We start from the raw sequence: 15,077 nt of genomic DNA on the forward strand, positions 1-15,077 counted from the left end.
ATGGAAGCAGGGCTGGCCGAATTGCCATCACTCGTGCATGAGGCCGCTTGAGACTCGGGCACATAGGGCCAGTCGCCGCCACCGGCCGGGGTGTAGCCGGTTTTCGGCAAGCTCATCTGGTAGTCGATCCAGCCGGCCATACCGCGCTGTTTCACATCGGCAATACTGGCGTCGGTCGGACCAAAGCTTGCCTGTTCGAGAAAGCGCGCCACATCGGCATCGGCCATCGCGCTGCAGGGCAGTGGCGAGGCGTGGGGCAATTGCGCCGGAATCTGGTAGATGGTCCGATACAGTCCATTGCCGAGCATATCGCCAGCATCCTTGCCATAGCCGGCAATGACGGAGGCGCATTCGAGTGCCGATACATCGTTGCCGCCCAACAGCGGGAAGGAGCGTAGCGCCAGCGGGGCACTTGCAGCTGCGCCTATGGTTCTGCCATCGAACGGTACCCAGCCGGTGGGCTGCAGTAACAAGAGCTGGCTGCCAAGCTGGGCGGCGACGAAATAGCTGCCGGTCTGGCCCAGATCGCTGGCAGCCGGGCGGATGGTGGCGGACAGGGTGAGTGCATTGGGTGCGCCGCTATAGTCGGCCTTGACATCGAATTGCTCGCTGCGACCGGCAGCAAGTACGGGACCAAACAGCAAGAGTGCGAGCAGCTTGAGGGTGAATCCTGGTGGTTTCATGCCGGTCTCCCGAAAAGGTTCAAGCGGACGATGCAAGATGCATAAAAGTACGCGTGAATCGTTAACCGTCGATTTATAGGCAGTAAACATTTGTAAGGCTGTCGATCAGCCGAGGGGCCGACTGACGGACGCAGCCGCCGGCGGCTATTGGCGCGTCGACCGGTTTGAGCTAAAACGCTCGGATGGATGAATTTCAACAGTACGACGCGATCGGCCTGGCCGATCTGGTGCGCAGCCGCGCGGCCTCTCCGGCCGAATTGCTCGAGGCCGCCATTGCACGCTGCGAGGCGGTCAATCCGCGGCTGAATGCGGTGATAGTCCCGCTGTTCCAATCCGCCAGGATCGCCGCCGCGTCCGGTCTGCCGGCCGGGCCGTTCTCAGGTGTGCCCTTCTTGCTCAAGGACATGCTGGCGGCGCTGGCCGGGGTGCCGCTGGCCAACGGTTGCAAGGCCTTGCGACACTGGGTGCCGCATCATGACTCCGAACTGGTGCGGCGCTTCAAGGCGGCAGGCCTGGTGATCTTCGGCAAGACCAATGCGCCGGAATTCGGCCTGGTCGGCTATACCGAGCCGGAAGCATTCGGCCCGAGCCGCAATCCCTGGTCGCCGGACCATACGCCCGGTGGCTCATCGGGCGGTGCCGCTGCAGCCGTGGCTGCCGGCATCGTGCCGATGGCGCATGGTGGTGATGGTGGTGGCTCGATCCGCATTCCGGCCAGCAACTGCGGCCTGTTTGGCCTCAAGCCCTCGCGCGGGCGGGTGCCGCAGGGGCCGGACTTTGCCGAGTCCTGGTCGGGGGCGGTGCAAGAGGGCGTACTGTCGCGTAGCGTGCGTGATTCTGCTGCCATGCTCGATTGGATAGCCGGTGCCGACTACGGCGCGCCCTTTGCCATTGCCGAGCCGGCCATGCCCTATGCCCGTGCCGTGCTGGCCTCCCCCGGAAAACTGCGCGTCGGCGTGGTGCGCCAGGCGCCCGACACCCCGATACACGCTGACTGCCTGGCGGCGCTGGATCAGGCCTGTTCTGCCCTGGCCGAGCTTGGACACTGCGTGGAAGAAGTCGCGCTACCCTGGTCGCATGAGCTGCTGGTCGAGACTTACCTGACCCTGTATTACGGCGAGGTTGCGGCCGATCTGCGCTGGCTGGCGCGGCTGCTCGGTCGCAAGGTGCGGCGCGATGATGTGGAGCTGGAAACCTGGATACTGGCGCGCATGGGCGAGTCGCAGTCGGCTGCTGACTTTGTGATGGCGCGGCGCGACTGGAATATCCTGGCGCGCAGCATGGGGCATTTTCATCAGACCCATGATGTATTGCTGACCCCGACCCTGGCACAGCCGCCAACCCGCATTGGCGAATTGCGCATGCCGGCGGCGCAGAAGCTGGCGGTGGGCGCCATCGACCGCCTTGGCGCCACCCGGCTGCTGCATGGCGCCATCCATGAGCAGGCGCGACTCAATTTTGCCCGCATGCCCTTTACCCAGCTGGCCAATCTGACCGGCCAGCCCGCCATGTCGGTGCCGCTGCACTGGAATGCGGCCGGCTTGCCGATCGGCGTGCAATTTGTCGCCGCCATCAATCGCGAGGACTTGCTGTTCTCGCTGGCCGGGCAGTTGGAACAGGCACGCCCCTGGTTCAATCGCCGGCCCGCTGTTGCTGCGTCGATTGTTTGAGTATCCAGGCAAAGGCTTTCAACACTGGGGCGCAGAGTTCGCAGAGGGACGCAAAGAAAGGCAGAAGAATCAAAAGAGGGGCGCCTGCAATCCATATAAGGCTTCAGTTCTCGCCGTTTTTCATGTCTTTCTCTGCGTCCTCTGCGCCCTTTGCGCCTTTGCGTTGAAGCCTTTTATTCAATCCCGAATGTGAATCTGCACACTGCACGTCTGGCGGCGTGTACTTGAAACGGCGCAGTTTTCGGCCGACGCTGTGCAGGCTGGTCAAAAAACAAACTTCAGGAGGGGTCCAACCGGAGATGGGCGTTGGATACCGCGGGAATCGATCCTCTTACCGGCTTTCTCGATCGCCAGGGTTGCCTGCGCAATGCAGCGCGCCTAGTCGAGCACGCCAAGCGCGAGCAGCTGCCGCTGTCGGCGCTATGGGTCAATCTCGATCGTTTCAAGCGGGTAAATGAATCACTCGGCCTCGGTGGCGGCGACACGGTAATCGCCAAGATGGGCGAGCGGCTGCGTGGCCAGCTTGAACACCGCGTGCATATTGCCCGCATGGGCAGCGACGAATTCCTACTGCTGGCACCCAAGCACGATATCGGCGAGGCGGAAGGCCTGGCGCAAGAGGTACTGACGCTGGTGCATCGGCCGATGGAAGTGGGCGCGATCAGCCTGCATACCACCTGCTCGATCGGTGCGGCCTGCCTGGAGTATGCCGAAGGGGTGGAAGAGCTGCTGCAAAGGGCCGAGCACGCCATGCTGGAGGCCAAGCAGCTGGGCGGCGGGCGGCTGGTGCTGTCTGGCGATGAGCGTCTGCCCGGCCGCCTGGGCGTGAAGCTGGCGCGTGAAGAGCTGGTGGTCGAGCATAAATTGCATGCCGCGCTGGAGTTGGGCGGCCTGTATCTGCATTACCAGCCTATTGTCGCCTTCGATGGCCGGATCGAGGCGGTGGAGGCCCTGATGCGCTGCGAGCTTGACGGCGAGCTGGTGCCGCCGGTCCAGTTCATCCCGGTGGCGGAAAAAACCGGGCTGGTGATTCGCCTGGGCGAGTGGAGCCTGCTGCAAGGCGCCTTGCAGGCGCGCCGCATGGCCGATTCCGGTGTGCCGACCAAGGTGGCGATCAATGTGTCGCGCGCCCAGCTCACTGCCCCCAAGTTTGCTCCGGCGCTCTATGCGGCCCTGCTGTGCAGCGATGCCGCGCCAGGCCTGATCGAGCTGGAGATCACCGAGTCGTTGTTCATGGATGTGTCCGAATTGGTGCAGGCCAATTTGCGTGCGGCGATCAGCATGGGGGTGGGCCTGTCGATCGATGATTTCGGCACCGGCTATTCCTGTCTGGCCACCCTCAAGGATATTCCGGCCGGCAAGCTAAAGCTCGACCGCGCCTTTGTCACGCCCTTGCCGCACGATATGCGGGTGTTCGCGGTGGTGAAGGCGATCACCCAGTTGGGGCGTGAGCTCGGCATGACCGTGGTGGCCGAAGGGGTGGAGACCCGCGAGCAGTTGCAGGCGCTGGAGGCGGCAGGGGTCGATGCCATCCAGGGCTTTTTGCATGCCCGGCCGATGAGCTCGGACGATGTGCTGGATTGGCTGGCGCGCCAGTCGGTGACGCAGTGAGGGTGACATGACGACCGAGATCAGCGGATCAATACAGCAGGGCGCAACGGTCGATGAACTCTATGCCAAGACGGTGCTCGATATCGGCATTCCGCCGCGCCCCACCATCCTCGATGTGCTGGCTGGCGAAATGCGCCGCGAGGAGCCGGATTTCAACCGGATTGCCCAGCAGGTGTCGGCCGATGTCAGCTTGTCGGCCGGCCTGATCAAGACCGCCAATTCGCCGTTTTTCGGCTTTCGCATCCGCGCCCGCAGTGTCGCCCATGCCTTGACCATGCTCGGCCTCAATGTCGCCGGCAAGGCGATTGCCGGAGCAGCGCTGCGCAATGCCTTTCCGGCCAGCCCCAGCCTCGAGCGCTTCTGGGATGCCTCGGCCACCATTGCCGAGTACTCGGGCCTGCTGGCGCAGATCCTGGGTAACAGCGACGGGGTGAAGGCGGACGATGCCTACACCTACGGCCTGTTCCGCGACTGCGGCATGCCGGTACTGATGCGCAAGTTCCCCAACTATCGCGATACCCTGGCGCGCGCCAATGCCGAGCTGGAACGGCGCTTTACCACGGTGGAAGAAGAGGATATCCCGACCAATCATGCGATGGTCGGCTGCATGCTGGCGCAGAGCTGGTCGCTGCCGGAGGAAATCTGCCTGGCGATCCGCCAGCATCACGACTTCCTGCTCTTGCAAGGCGGGGCGACGGCGCTGCCACCCGCCAGCCGCCGCCTGATCGCCCTGGCCCAGCTGGCCGAGTATTTCCACCAGCGTCAGACCGGGCTGAACCAGACCGAGGAGTGGCACAAGCTTGGTCCTTCCTGCCTGCTATTGCTGGATCAGCCTGCCGATGCGCTGGAAGCGCTCGGCGCGGCACTGCAGGAGCGTGTGCGCGACGAGGTGTAAGGCGAAGCGGCAGGGGGGCTGTGACAAACTCCCGCTCAAGGCCCGGGTTTTCCGGGGTCGGCGATGCGGGTTGAAACGCGATTTGTTCAGTTTCTTTCGGCGTCGCCAACTGGCGTCAGCACCCGTTCAACGATTGCGCTGATCTCGGCCGGCAAATTGCCGGATTCGCGCATGAAGCGCGACAGGATCAGGGCCATATCGGGCTTGCCATCGCGCACCAGTATCGGCGCAGTTTTGGCGCCCAGGCCGGGCGTATCGCCGCTATCCACCGCCGCGTGGCTCAAGCGCCCATCAAGCCAGGTCAGAGCCCGCTCTTTGCCCTGCTTGTCGTAGCACAGCTGGAAACCGGCAATCTGTTCGTCCTCGCTCAGCCAGACTATCAAGTCGAAATAGTTCGAGCTGAACCAGCGGCGTCGGTATTCATTGGGGTGTTGGCGGACAGGGCTCAGTTCTCGCAGCATGGCCGCTCGCTCGCGATTTCTTGTCAGTTCATTGCATCGGCCGCATTTGTTGCGCGCTGCGGTGGGTTTACCAGGCAAGACAAGGCCTGTATCGATCAATCTTCCATCCCGCTGTGCTGGTAGGCTGGCAGAAAGTCCGTTTATGATAGGCACAGCCTACCGCCGGAGCCACCCGCATGTCCCAGATCACCCGCTATCAACAACTGGCTGATGACCTGGCCGGGCGGATACAGGCGGGTGTTTTGCAAGCCGGTGAGCGCCTGCCCTCGGTGCGCCAGCTGTGCAGCCTGCATGATGCCAGCCCGGCGACGGTGACTCACGCCCTGCATAGGCTGGAAGACGATGGCTTGATCGAAGCACGGCCGCGCCTCGGTTTTTATGTACGCCAACGCCAGTTCGGCAAGCCGACGCAGTGTGCCAGAGCTGGTCTGCCAACCGCCATTGCGCTGGAGGGCCACCGCAAACTGGCCATCGAACTGGCCCATGGCGATGACCGCGACCGGCTGACCTTACCCTCGCTGGCGCCCGAGCTGTTTCCTGCCCAGGCGATCAAGAAACAACTGATCCAGCTGCTGCAGCGCGATACCAGCATACTCAACGACAGCAGCTATGGCGGCCAGCAGCGCCTGCGTGAGCAGATTGCGCGTCGCTCACTGATGGCGGGGTGCGATTTCCGCCCCGATGAAGTGGTGGTCACCCATGGTGACACCGAGGCGCTGGATATATGTCTGCGCGTATTGACAAAGCCCGGTGATGTGGTGGCGGCACCGACGCCCGGGCCGCTGCGCGTGCTGGAGCAGCTCGAAGGGCATGGCTTGCAGGCGCTGGAAGTGCCGGCCCATCCGGTTCATGGCATGTCGGTGGATGCACTGGCAGCCTTGCTGCGCGAAAACCGGGTGGCGGCCTGTATCGTCAATGCCAACTTCCCCAGCCCCACCGGCAGCCTGATGCCGGATGCCGAAAAAGCGCGGCTGGCCGAGCTGGCCCATGCCCATGGCGTGCCGCTGATCGAGGTCGATACCTTTGGCGATCTGCACCATGGCGCGCAGCGACCGCGGGCGGTGAAGGCGTTCGATCGCCACGACAATGTGCTGTATTGCGTCGATCTGGGCTTTTTGATCAGCCCCGGTCTGCGCCTTGGCTATATCGCCGCCGGTAAACACCGGCTGGTGCTTGATGCCGCACGGGTGGTGCATGGCGAGCCGGTTGCCGCGCTGATCCAGGAGGCGATTGGCAGTTTTATGGCCAGCGGCCGGCTGGAACTGCATCTGCGCCGGCTGCGCTCGCAGCTGGCCGCGCAATACCGTAGCTACCGCGTGGCGGTGCTGCGCCATTTTCCGGCCGGGACCCGCGTCGCCCAAGGCACCGGTGGCTTTATGCTGTGGCTGGAGCTGCCTGGCGATATCGATGCGGTCGAGTTGCTGCGTCGCTGCCAACGGCTCGGCCTGTCCTTTGTGCCGGGTGTGTTGTGCAGCCTGGATTCGAGCTTCAGCAACTGCCTGCGGCTCAATGCCGGCCATCCCTTGGGGCCGGCCATTGAAGACGCCATTTCCCGTATCGGTGAGCAGGCGCGCACCATGCTGGACGAGGCGGATATTGCCGACGGCTGACCCAGCCGGCCGTACTGGCGCCAGCTTGCCAGTCAGCCGCGCCGCAGCGAAGCCGGTACAATGCCGCCTTCCGTGCAAATGAACCAAGCCGTGCCAAACAGCCGCGAACTCTATCTGCGCATCCTGCGCCACACGCTTGCCTACCGCTGGGTGCTGGTGTTTTCCATCGTCGCCTTGGTGGTGATTGCTGCTACCGAGGCCAGCTATAGCCATCTGCTGGGCATGCTGATCGATGCCGATTACCTGCAGAAACTGGCAACCCGGCCGTTTCTCGGTAGCTTGCTGCAGGGTTTCAACCTCAGCCTGCCGGTGTGGGGCGTGTCGGTGGCCTTGCTGGGCGTGGCTTTCGTGCGCTTTCTTGCCACCTATATCAATGCCTATACCGCCTCCTGGGTGGCGACCAAGGTGCAGAACGATCTGCGTGCGCTGATGTTCAACCGGCTGATGCGCTTGCCGGTTGCCAGCTTCGACCAGACCGCCGCCGGCGTGCTGATGTCGCGGCTGGCTTACGATGTGTCGGCCATCACCCAGGCCGGCACCCAGGTGCTGACCGTGCTGTTCAAGGAAGGCTTCACCATCGTGTTTCTGCTGGTGAATATGCTGGTGCTGGATTGGCAGCTAACCCTGTTCTGCCTGGTGATCGTGCCGGCCATCGGCATCGTGGTGTCGCTGATCGGCCGGCGCATGCGCCGCATCAGCCTGATGGCGCAAGGGGCGATGGGTGAGATGACCCGTATCCTCGACGAAGCCATCGGCGCCCAGCGCATCGTCAAGGTGTTTGGCGGGCGCGTTTACGAAGAGGCGCGCTTTGACAATGCCGCCAAGCAAGTGCGCCATGCTTTTGTGAAGATCGACTCCACCTCGGCGCTCAGCTCCGGCCTGATGTTGCTGTTGGTGGCCAGTGTGGTGTCGGTGATCGTGTTCTATGCCAAGCAGCGGGTGGCCAGTGCTGCACTGACCAATGCCGACTTCATCGTGTTGATGACTTCGCTGGTGCAATTGCAATCGCCGATCAAGAACATCAGCAAGATGAGCGAGCAGCTGCAGCGTGGACTGGCGGCGGCCGAGACGGTGTTTGGCTTGATCGATACGCCGCTGGAACGCGATGAGGGCAAGCTGGTCGTGAGCCGTGCCCAAGGCGCATTGGCATTTGAGCAGGTCAGCTTTCATTACGGCGACCCGGCGCGGCTGGCGCTAAACCAGATCGATTTACGCATTGCGCCGGGCGAGGTCGTGGCCCTGGTCGGCAGCTCGGGCGGCGGCAAAACCACCCTGGCCACCTTGCTGCCGCGCTTTTACGACCCGAGTAGCGGTCGGGTGACGCTTGATGGCCATGATCTGCGCGACTACACCCTGGCCAATTTGCGCCAGCAGATTGCCCTGGTCAGCCAGGATGTGGTGCTGTTCAACGACACGGTGGCGGCCAATATCGCCTATGGTGCTGGCGAAGTCGATCAGGCAAGGGTGGAGGCGGCAGCGCGGGCGGCGTTTGCCCATGACTTTATCGTGGCGATGCCGCAGGGCTATGCCAGCCAGATCGGCGAAAATGGCACCCGCCTGTCCGGCGGCCAGCGCCAGCGGCTGGCGATTGCCCGCGCCATCTACAAGGACGCGCCGATCCTGATTCTCGACGAAGCCACCAGCGCGCTCGATACCGAGTCGGAACGCCAGGTGCAGGCGGCGCTCGATGTGTTGATGCGTGGCCGCACCACCGTGATCATCGCCCATCGCCTGTCCACCATCGAAAACGCCGACCGCATCATCGCCATGCAGGGTGGGCGAGTCGTCGAAGTGGGCAGCCATGACGAGCTGCTGGCACGCGACGGCGTGTATGCCGGTCTGTACCGCCAACAGCGCGCGGAGGCGGCGTGAAGATCGAAACTACCTGCCTCGATCCTGTCCTCATCCGCCGCGTGCTGGTGACCAAGCTGCGTCACCATGGCGATGTCTTGCTGTGCACGCCGGTATTTGCCAGCCTCAAGCGCCAGCTGCCCGGTGTGGAGGTCGATGTGCTGATCCTCGACGAAACCCGCGATATGCTGGCCGACAATCCGCATATCGATCAGGTTTACACCATCAAGAAGACCCGCGCGCTGGGCGGTGGCATAGCGAAGCTAGGCTACGAGCTGCGCCAGCTGCGCGAGCTGCGCCGCCGCCGCTACGACCTGTTGCTGCATCTGACTGAAACCAGTCGCGGCGCTGCCCTGGCACGGTTGATCAAGCCGCGCTGGTCGGTCGGCATGGATGGGCCATGGAGCCGCCATTTCAAGCAGAGCTTCAGCCATCTGTATTTTCCGCTATGGGGCAATCGCCGCCATATCGTCGAGCAGAATCTCGATGCACTGCGGGTCATCGGCCTGTACCCCGAGGCGTGCGACAAGCAGCTGGTCCTGCTACCCGGCGCCGATGCACGCGCACGCGTGGCGGGCGAGCTGGCGGCGGCCGGCATGGGCGGCACACCGTATCTGCTGCTGCATCCCGGCTCGCGCTGGGCCTACAAGACCTGGCCGGCCGAGCGGGTGGCGGCGTTGGCGCGGCGGCTGCTGACCGACGGCCACCGCATTGTCCTGACTGGCGCGCCCGACCCGGCCGAGCGCCAGATGGCCGATGCGATCCTGGCAGCGTTGCCGGCCGGGCATGGGGTGCTGGATCTGGTCGGCAAGCTCAGCCTGCGCGAACTAGCTGCCGCCATTGATGGCGCACGCTTGATGCTGGGGGTGGATTCGGTGCCCATGCATATGGCCGCCGCCCTGCAAACCCCGGTGGTGGCGCTGTTTGGGCCGTCCAATGTGCACGAATGGGGGCCGTGGCGGGTGGCGCATCGTCTGGTGGCGGCTGATCTGCCTTGTCGGCCCTGCGGGCTGAAGGGGTGTGCCAACTCCGGCTATAGCGAGTGCCTGGCGCAGCTGCCGGAAAGCACGGTGCTGGCGGCTGTCGCAGCGCTGCTGCAGGAAACAGGAGCGCCTTGAGATGTGCGGTATTGCAGGATTTGTCGGCAGACGTGCCATTGCGCCAGCTACCCGCCTAGCCATGCTGGACGCCCTGCGCCAGCGCGGCCCGGATGGCCAGCAGATGCGCGCCTGGGATGCTGTCGGCCAGCTGGTTTCGGACCATGCCTCAGCACAGGCGGCGCTATTGCATGCGCGCTTGGCCATCATCGACCCACGGCCGATTGCCGACCAGCCGATGGCGAACGAGGTCGGCGATATCTGGCTTTGCTACAACGGCGAGGTGTATGGCTGGGCCGACGATGCGGCCAAGCTGGCCGCACAGGGCGCGGTATTTCATAGCCGCTCCGATACCGAATTCATCCTGCGCGGCTATGAAGCGTGGGGAATTGATGGCCTGCTGCCGCGTTTGCGCGGCATGTTTGCCTTCGCCTTGCTGGACAGGCGTATCGGCAAGCTGTTCCTGGTGCGCGACCGCATGGGCGAAAAGCCGCTGGTCTATGCCCACCGCCCCGATGGCCTTGCCTTTGGTTCGACGGTAAGGGCGGTGCTGCCCTGGTTGCCGCAGGACGCGCGTGATTTTGATGCCGATGCCATCGATGCCTATCTGGCCCATCGCTATATCCCGGCGCCGCGTACCATCTTTACTGCCATGCAGCGGCTGGAAAACGGCCATCTGCTCAGTTACGACCTCGCCAGCGGCACGCTGGAAAAGCGTTGCTACTGGCGGCCGCAAGCCAGCGGCCCCAGCACGGTGGATGAGGCGCTGAGCGAATTGGCGCGGGCGGTGGAGTTGCGCACGGTAGCCGATCGACCGCTGGGGGTGTTCTTGTCCGGCGGCATTGATTCCAGCTGTGTATCCAGCCTGTTGGCGGCCGGTGGCCACAATGAGCTGCGCACCTTTACTGCGGCTTTTCCCGGCACGCCGTTTGACGAAAGTGCCGACGCCGCTGAAATTGCTGCCACGCTGGGCCTGCGCAATCAGCCCTTGCCGGTGCCAGCTGATCTGGACGATGCGACATTTACCCGCATTGTGGCTGATCTGGACGAACCGTTTGCCGACCCATCGAGTTTCCCCACCTGGTTGCTGGCTCGCGAGACGGTAAAGCAGGTAACGGTGGTGCTGGGCGGCGATGGTGGCGATGAAGTGCTGGCTGGCTACAAGCGCCACACCAAGCATCGCAAGGGTGCCTGGCGCGGTGCGCTGCGCCTACCGGTGCAGGGCGGCGCCAGCCTGCTGCCAAAAGGCTGGGCAAAGATAGCCGACGAAGCCGGCATGGGCTGGCTCGATGCCTACAGCCTGCGTTTTTCCGGCCTCACCCCGGCGCAGCGCCGCTATGTGCGCGCTGGCCGCCCCCTGCCGCGCCTGCATTACTGGCGTACCAGCGACAGCCAGGAGAGCGTGCCGACCCGGCAGATGCTGGCGGTGGATTTTGCCAATGCCCTGCCCGAGTACATCCTGCGAAAGGGCGATCTATGCACCATGGCCAATGGCCTGGAACTGCGCGCGCCCCTGCTCGACCATGTGTGGCTGGAAAAGCTGTTTGCCCTGCCCGATGCGCAGCGCTTTACCCGGCCGGCCAAGCAGCTGTTGGCGCAGGCGATGCCGCAGCTTGCGCCGCTCCAACTGTTTCAGCGCAAAAAGCGCGGGTTTAACCCGCCGCTGCAGACCTGGCTGCGCGACAGTCTGGCACCGCGCTGCGCCGGGCTTGGCCTGCGGCTGGCTGCGCTCACCGACCAGCAACTCGATGCGGCACGTATCGATGCGCTGGTGCAGCGTTATCAAGCCGGCAGCGAAGCGCTGGCCGAGCAGCTGTTGCTATTGCTGATCCTCGACGAGAGCTTGGCCCAGCTGTCGGGCCTGCGCGGGAGCGTGGTCTAGGATGCCTTCTGCGCAGGCCAAGGCCAATATCGTCCTGCTGATCGACGGCCTGCCCGGCGGCGGCGCCGAGCGGGTGGTGCTGACGCTGGCGCAAGCCTTGGCTGCGGCCGGGCAGCGGGTAACCATCGTGTCGCTGCAGGCGGTATGTGAATACCCGATACCGGCGGGCGTCGACTACCTGGTGGTGGCCGATACCGGCCGTGGCCCCTTGCGCAAGCTGCGCGAAATAGCGCGCCGCGCGGCGCTACTGGATGCAGCCTTGCTACAGCATTTTGGCGATACGCCAATTGACCTGGCCATCTCCAATCTGCCCAAGACCGACCGGATCGTCGCCGCATCGCGACGTCTGAACAACGCCTGGTTCTGCCTGCATTGCGCGCTGACCGAGGGTAGCCTCGGAGAGCGGCGCGGCTGGCGGCGCAGGTTGAAGCTGCGCCAGCTGCGCCACTGCTATGGTGGTCGCAAGCTGATCACGGTGTGCCAGGCGCTGCAAGATGATGTGCGCGCGCTGGGCATTCGCCCGGCGCAGATGGTGACCATTTACAACCCATTTGCACTGGACGATATCCGCACCCAGTCACAGGCTGCTTGTCCGCTGGATGGCGAGGATTTTCTATTGCATGTGGGCCGGCTGAACCGGCAAAAACGCCATGATCGGCTGCTGGCGGCATTCAAGCTCAGTCCTTACTCCGGCAAGCTGGTGCTGCTGGGCAGCGGCAGCGCCGATGATCGTGCGGCGCTACTCGCACAGATTGCTGAGCTGGGCTTGAGCGAGCGGGTGCAGTTCGCTGGCTTTCAAGAGAATCCGTATCGCTTTATGCGCGCCGCGCGGGCGCTGGTGCTCAGTTCCGATTACGAGGGCTTTGGCAATGTACTGGTCGAGGCGCTGGCCTGCGGTACGCCGGTGATCAGCACCAACTGCCCGGTGGGCCCGAATGAAATCCTGCAAGGCAATCTGGCGCTGGGTCTGGCGGATCTGAGCGTTGAAGGTTTGGCGCGGGCGATCGATCGGGTGCTGGCAGCGCCACCGCAGGCTGAGTCGGCCGCACTGGATCGCTTTGCGCTGGCGACGGTGGCCGCGCAATACGCTAGCCTGGTCGGGCACTGATATGCCGCTGCTTTCCATCATCATCGCGGCCCACAATGCCGCCGCCTATCTGCAGGATACACTGGCGCGCCTGACTGGCGAGCTGGCTGGCGTTGGCAATGTAGAGGTGCTGTTGATTGATGACGCTTCCAGCGACGCCACTGCCGCCATTGCCGCCGCCCATGCCAGCCAGCACCCATGGTTACGCGTGCAGCGTGCCGAGTTTCGCAATGTGGGCAAAGTGCGGCAGCTTGGCGTGACCATGGCCAGCGGCCGCTATATCAGCTTTCTCGATAGCGACGATGCCTATGTCGATGGCGCGGTGGCCTGGCTGCTCGCCCAGCTGTCCAGCCAGCAGCCCGATGCCTTGCTGGCACCGTTGCGCGAAGTCAGCGTGCTCGATAGCCGTGCCGCGCTGCCGCAGTGCCGGCCTATCCGGCGCGAGGCGGCCATCGATCTGTTTCTTGAGCATCGTCATATCCAGGGCCATTTGATCGGCAAGTGCTTCAGTCGCGCCTTGCTGCTCGACAACCCGGTTCCGCCGCTGACGGCGTATGAAGACATGGCGCTGCTGCCGCGGCTGTTGCTGCAGTCCACGCATATCCTGCTGGCTGATGCGCCGTTCTATTGCTATCTGAAGCGCCCCGGCAGCCTGTCGTGCCGGCAGGATTGGCCGCGCCTGGCCGAGCAGGTGCAGGCGCTGCAGCAGATCGACGAAACCTTGGGCACGGTGGTTGACGCGGAACGGCTCGATGCCTTCTGGGTCAATCTGGCCGATGCCTTGCTGGCCAGCCCGCCGGGCAGGGCGCGCCTGGCTGAATTTCCGCAGATTGCGGCGCGGCTGCGGCGTATCAATGGTTTGCGCTTTATAGCGGCAAGGCGCATCCGTACCAGTATCAAGCGCAAATACCTGGCGCTATGTTTGCAACGGTCACCGTGGCATGGCTGAATACAAAGAGCCCCTGATAGGGCGACTGGCGGCAGCGTTCGCCGTATTGCTGATTGTGCTGCAGCCGCTCTTGCTGGCCATGTCGGCAAAGTGGTCGCATATCGCCGGCCAGGCGATCTTTATCGTCGGCTTGCTGCAATTGCTATGGCAAGCCGTCCGCAGGGATTTTTCATCGTCGTGGTCCGAGGTTCGCGATGCGGGGCTGGCCGCGGCGCCATTCTTGCTGCTGGCTGCTTCACTGGCGGCATCGATTGCCGCCAACCCGCAGGTGGCGTCTGATCATAAGCGCATGTACGACGCGACACTGGCGCTGGGCGGCCTGGTATTCGGCTTGCGCAGTCGGCGTGTGGCGTCGGTATGGTGGCTGGCCTGTGTCGTGGCGGCCTTGCTGATGGCCGGGCAGTCGATTTACGAGGTCTACGGGATCGGTGCCGATCGGGCGCGCGGTTACCATTTCTGGGTCAGCTGGGGCACCATGGGCCTTGCTTTGGGGGTGTTGCCGCTGCTGGCGCAGCCGCCGGGCTGGCAGCAGGGTTGGGCGCGCTGGGTTGGCTGGCTTGGGGCGGCGGCCGGTTTGTGCACGGCCTGGTTGTCCGGTTCGCGCGCGGTGTGGCTGTGCGCAGCCATCCTGCTGGCATGGCGGCTGGGGCGGCGCCGTCCTTGGCTGGTGCTGTCTGGCGCAGGTCTGCTGCTGCTGGGGGCCACGCTCATCCTGCCCAGCGGTGTGCAGCGCTGGCACATGATCAGCACCGATCTGGACCAGTTTCTTGCCGGCAATGCCGATACCTCTCTGGGCTTGCGGCTGGTGATGTGGCGCGAAGCGCTGGCAGCCTGGTACAGCCAGCCCTGGCTGGGCTTGGGGCCGGATGGATTTCATCCCTGGCTGATTCATGTGGTGGAAGCGCGGCGCGGGCCGATCAATCTGGCCGCGCATGGTCATGCGCACAATGAATTGCTCAATGCCCTGCTTAGCGGAGGCTTGCCCGGTGCACTGGTAACAGCATTGCTCTACCTGCTGCCCTGGCGGGCGTTTTCCCGTGCCGAGTCGCGGGTCGCGAATGCGCAGACTGTGGCCGTCAGCCGCGCCGGCAAGGCGCTGATCCTGATCTTTGTCATGGTGGGCCTTACCGATACCCTGTTGATCCATACATTCCTGTTTATGTTCTACGCGGTTTCCATCTTGCTGCTCTTGGGCTGGAGCGTGCCTCTGCGGCGAGGTTCTATGCCGCGGCCGCAGTCAAGCGCGTAAAATGGCGGCTTTTTCCGCCACCTCCAACCGGA

Annotated in this window: 12 protein-coding genes; 10 read left to right on the plus strand and 2 right to left on the minus strand. The window is 64.0% G+C overall.

The window, feature by feature from the left end:
- On the minus strand, positions 1–683 hold a 683-nt coding region (locus ACE3OH_RS00625), incomplete at its 3' end, for a hypothetical protein (protein ID WP_374347152.1).
- A gap of 182 nt (positions 684–865) precedes the next feature.
- Here ACE3OH_RS00625 and ACE3OH_RS00630 point away from each other — a divergent pair.
- The 3 genes from ACE3OH_RS00630 to ACE3OH_RS00640 all read left to right on the plus strand — a co-directional run bounded on the left by ACE3OH_RS00630 (position 866) and on the right by ACE3OH_RS00640 (position 4,859).
- Positions 866–2,353, plus strand: a complete 1,488-nt coding sequence (locus ACE3OH_RS00630; protein ID WP_374347154.1) for an amidase — start codon at positions 866–868, stop codon at positions 2,351–2,353.
- 306 nt (positions 2,354–2,659) lie between these two features.
- Entirely contained in the window at positions 2,660–3,964 is a 1,305-nt protein-coding gene (locus tag ACE3OH_RS00635; RefSeq protein WP_374347156.1) for a putative bifunctional diguanylate cyclase/phosphodiesterase, read from the plus strand.
- 7 nt (positions 3,965–3,971) lie between these two features.
- Entirely contained in the window at positions 3,972–4,859 is an 888-nt protein-coding gene (locus tag ACE3OH_RS00640; RefSeq protein ID WP_374347158.1) for an HDOD domain-containing protein, read from the plus strand.
- Positions 4,860–4,945: 86 nt separating this feature from the next.
- On the opposite strand, the gene ACE3OH_RS00645 is transcribed toward ACE3OH_RS00640, so the two are convergent.
- Positions 4,946–5,320, minus strand: coding sequence for a hypothetical protein (locus ACE3OH_RS00645; protein WP_374347160.1), 375 nt, complete (start codon positions 5,318–5,320; stop codon positions 4,946–4,948).
- 176 nt (positions 5,321–5,496) lie between these two features.
- On the opposite strand from ACE3OH_RS00645, the gene ACE3OH_RS00650 reads away from it, so the two are divergent.
- The 7 genes from ACE3OH_RS00650 to ACE3OH_RS00680 all read left to right on the plus strand — a co-directional run bounded on the left by ACE3OH_RS00650 (position 5,497) and on the right by ACE3OH_RS00680 (position 15,045).
- A complete protein-coding gene (locus ACE3OH_RS00650) occupies positions 5,497–6,930 on the plus strand; it encodes a PLP-dependent aminotransferase family protein (RefSeq protein ID WP_374347162.1) in 1,434 nt (477 codons plus the stop codon).
- A gap of 90 nt (positions 6,931–7,020) precedes the next feature.
- Positions 7,021–8,802 carry a lipid A export permease/ATP-binding protein MsbA gene (gene msbA, locus ACE3OH_RS00655; RefSeq protein WP_374347164.1) on the plus strand — a complete coding sequence of 594 codons (1,782 nt, stop codon included), beginning with the start codon at positions 7,021–7,023 and terminating at the stop codon, positions 8,800–8,802.
- Positions 8,799–9,899: a putative lipopolysaccharide heptosyltransferase III gene (rfaQ, locus tag ACE3OH_RS00660; RefSeq protein WP_374347166.1), complete on the plus strand. Its 1,101-nt coding sequence runs from the start codon at positions 8,799–8,801 to the stop codon at positions 9,897–9,899. Before msbA ends, rfaQ begins: the two co-directional genes overlap by 4 nt.
- Before the next feature lies 1 nt (position 9,900).
- Positions 9,901–11,760 (plus strand): asparagine synthase (glutamine-hydrolyzing), encoded by a 1,860-nt coding sequence (gene asnB / locus ACE3OH_RS00665; RefSeq protein WP_374347168.1) that lies wholly within the window; start codon positions 9,901–9,903, stop codon positions 11,758–11,760.
- Position 11,761: 1 nt separating this feature from the next.
- Complete coding sequence (locus tag ACE3OH_RS00670) at positions 11,762–12,868, plus strand: glycosyltransferase (RefSeq protein WP_374347170.1); 1,107 nt, start codon at positions 11,762–11,764, stop codon at positions 12,866–12,868.
- 1 nt (position 12,869) lies between these two features.
- Positions 12,870–13,796 (plus strand): glycosyltransferase, encoded by a 927-nt coding sequence (locus ACE3OH_RS00675; protein WP_374347172.1) that lies wholly within the window; start codon positions 12,870–12,872, stop codon positions 13,794–13,796.
- Complete coding sequence (locus tag ACE3OH_RS00680) at positions 13,789–15,045, plus strand: O-antigen ligase family protein (protein WP_374347174.1); 1,257 nt, start codon at positions 13,789–13,791, stop codon at positions 15,043–15,045. The genes ACE3OH_RS00675 and ACE3OH_RS00680 overlap by 8 nt, the downstream gene beginning before the upstream one ends.
- Positions 15,046–15,077 lie beyond the last annotated feature (32 nt).

Source organism: Chitinimonas sp. (genome assembly GCF_041904975.1).
Lineage (GTDB): Bacteria > Pseudomonadota > Gammaproteobacteria > Burkholderiales > Chitinimonadaceae > Chitinimonas.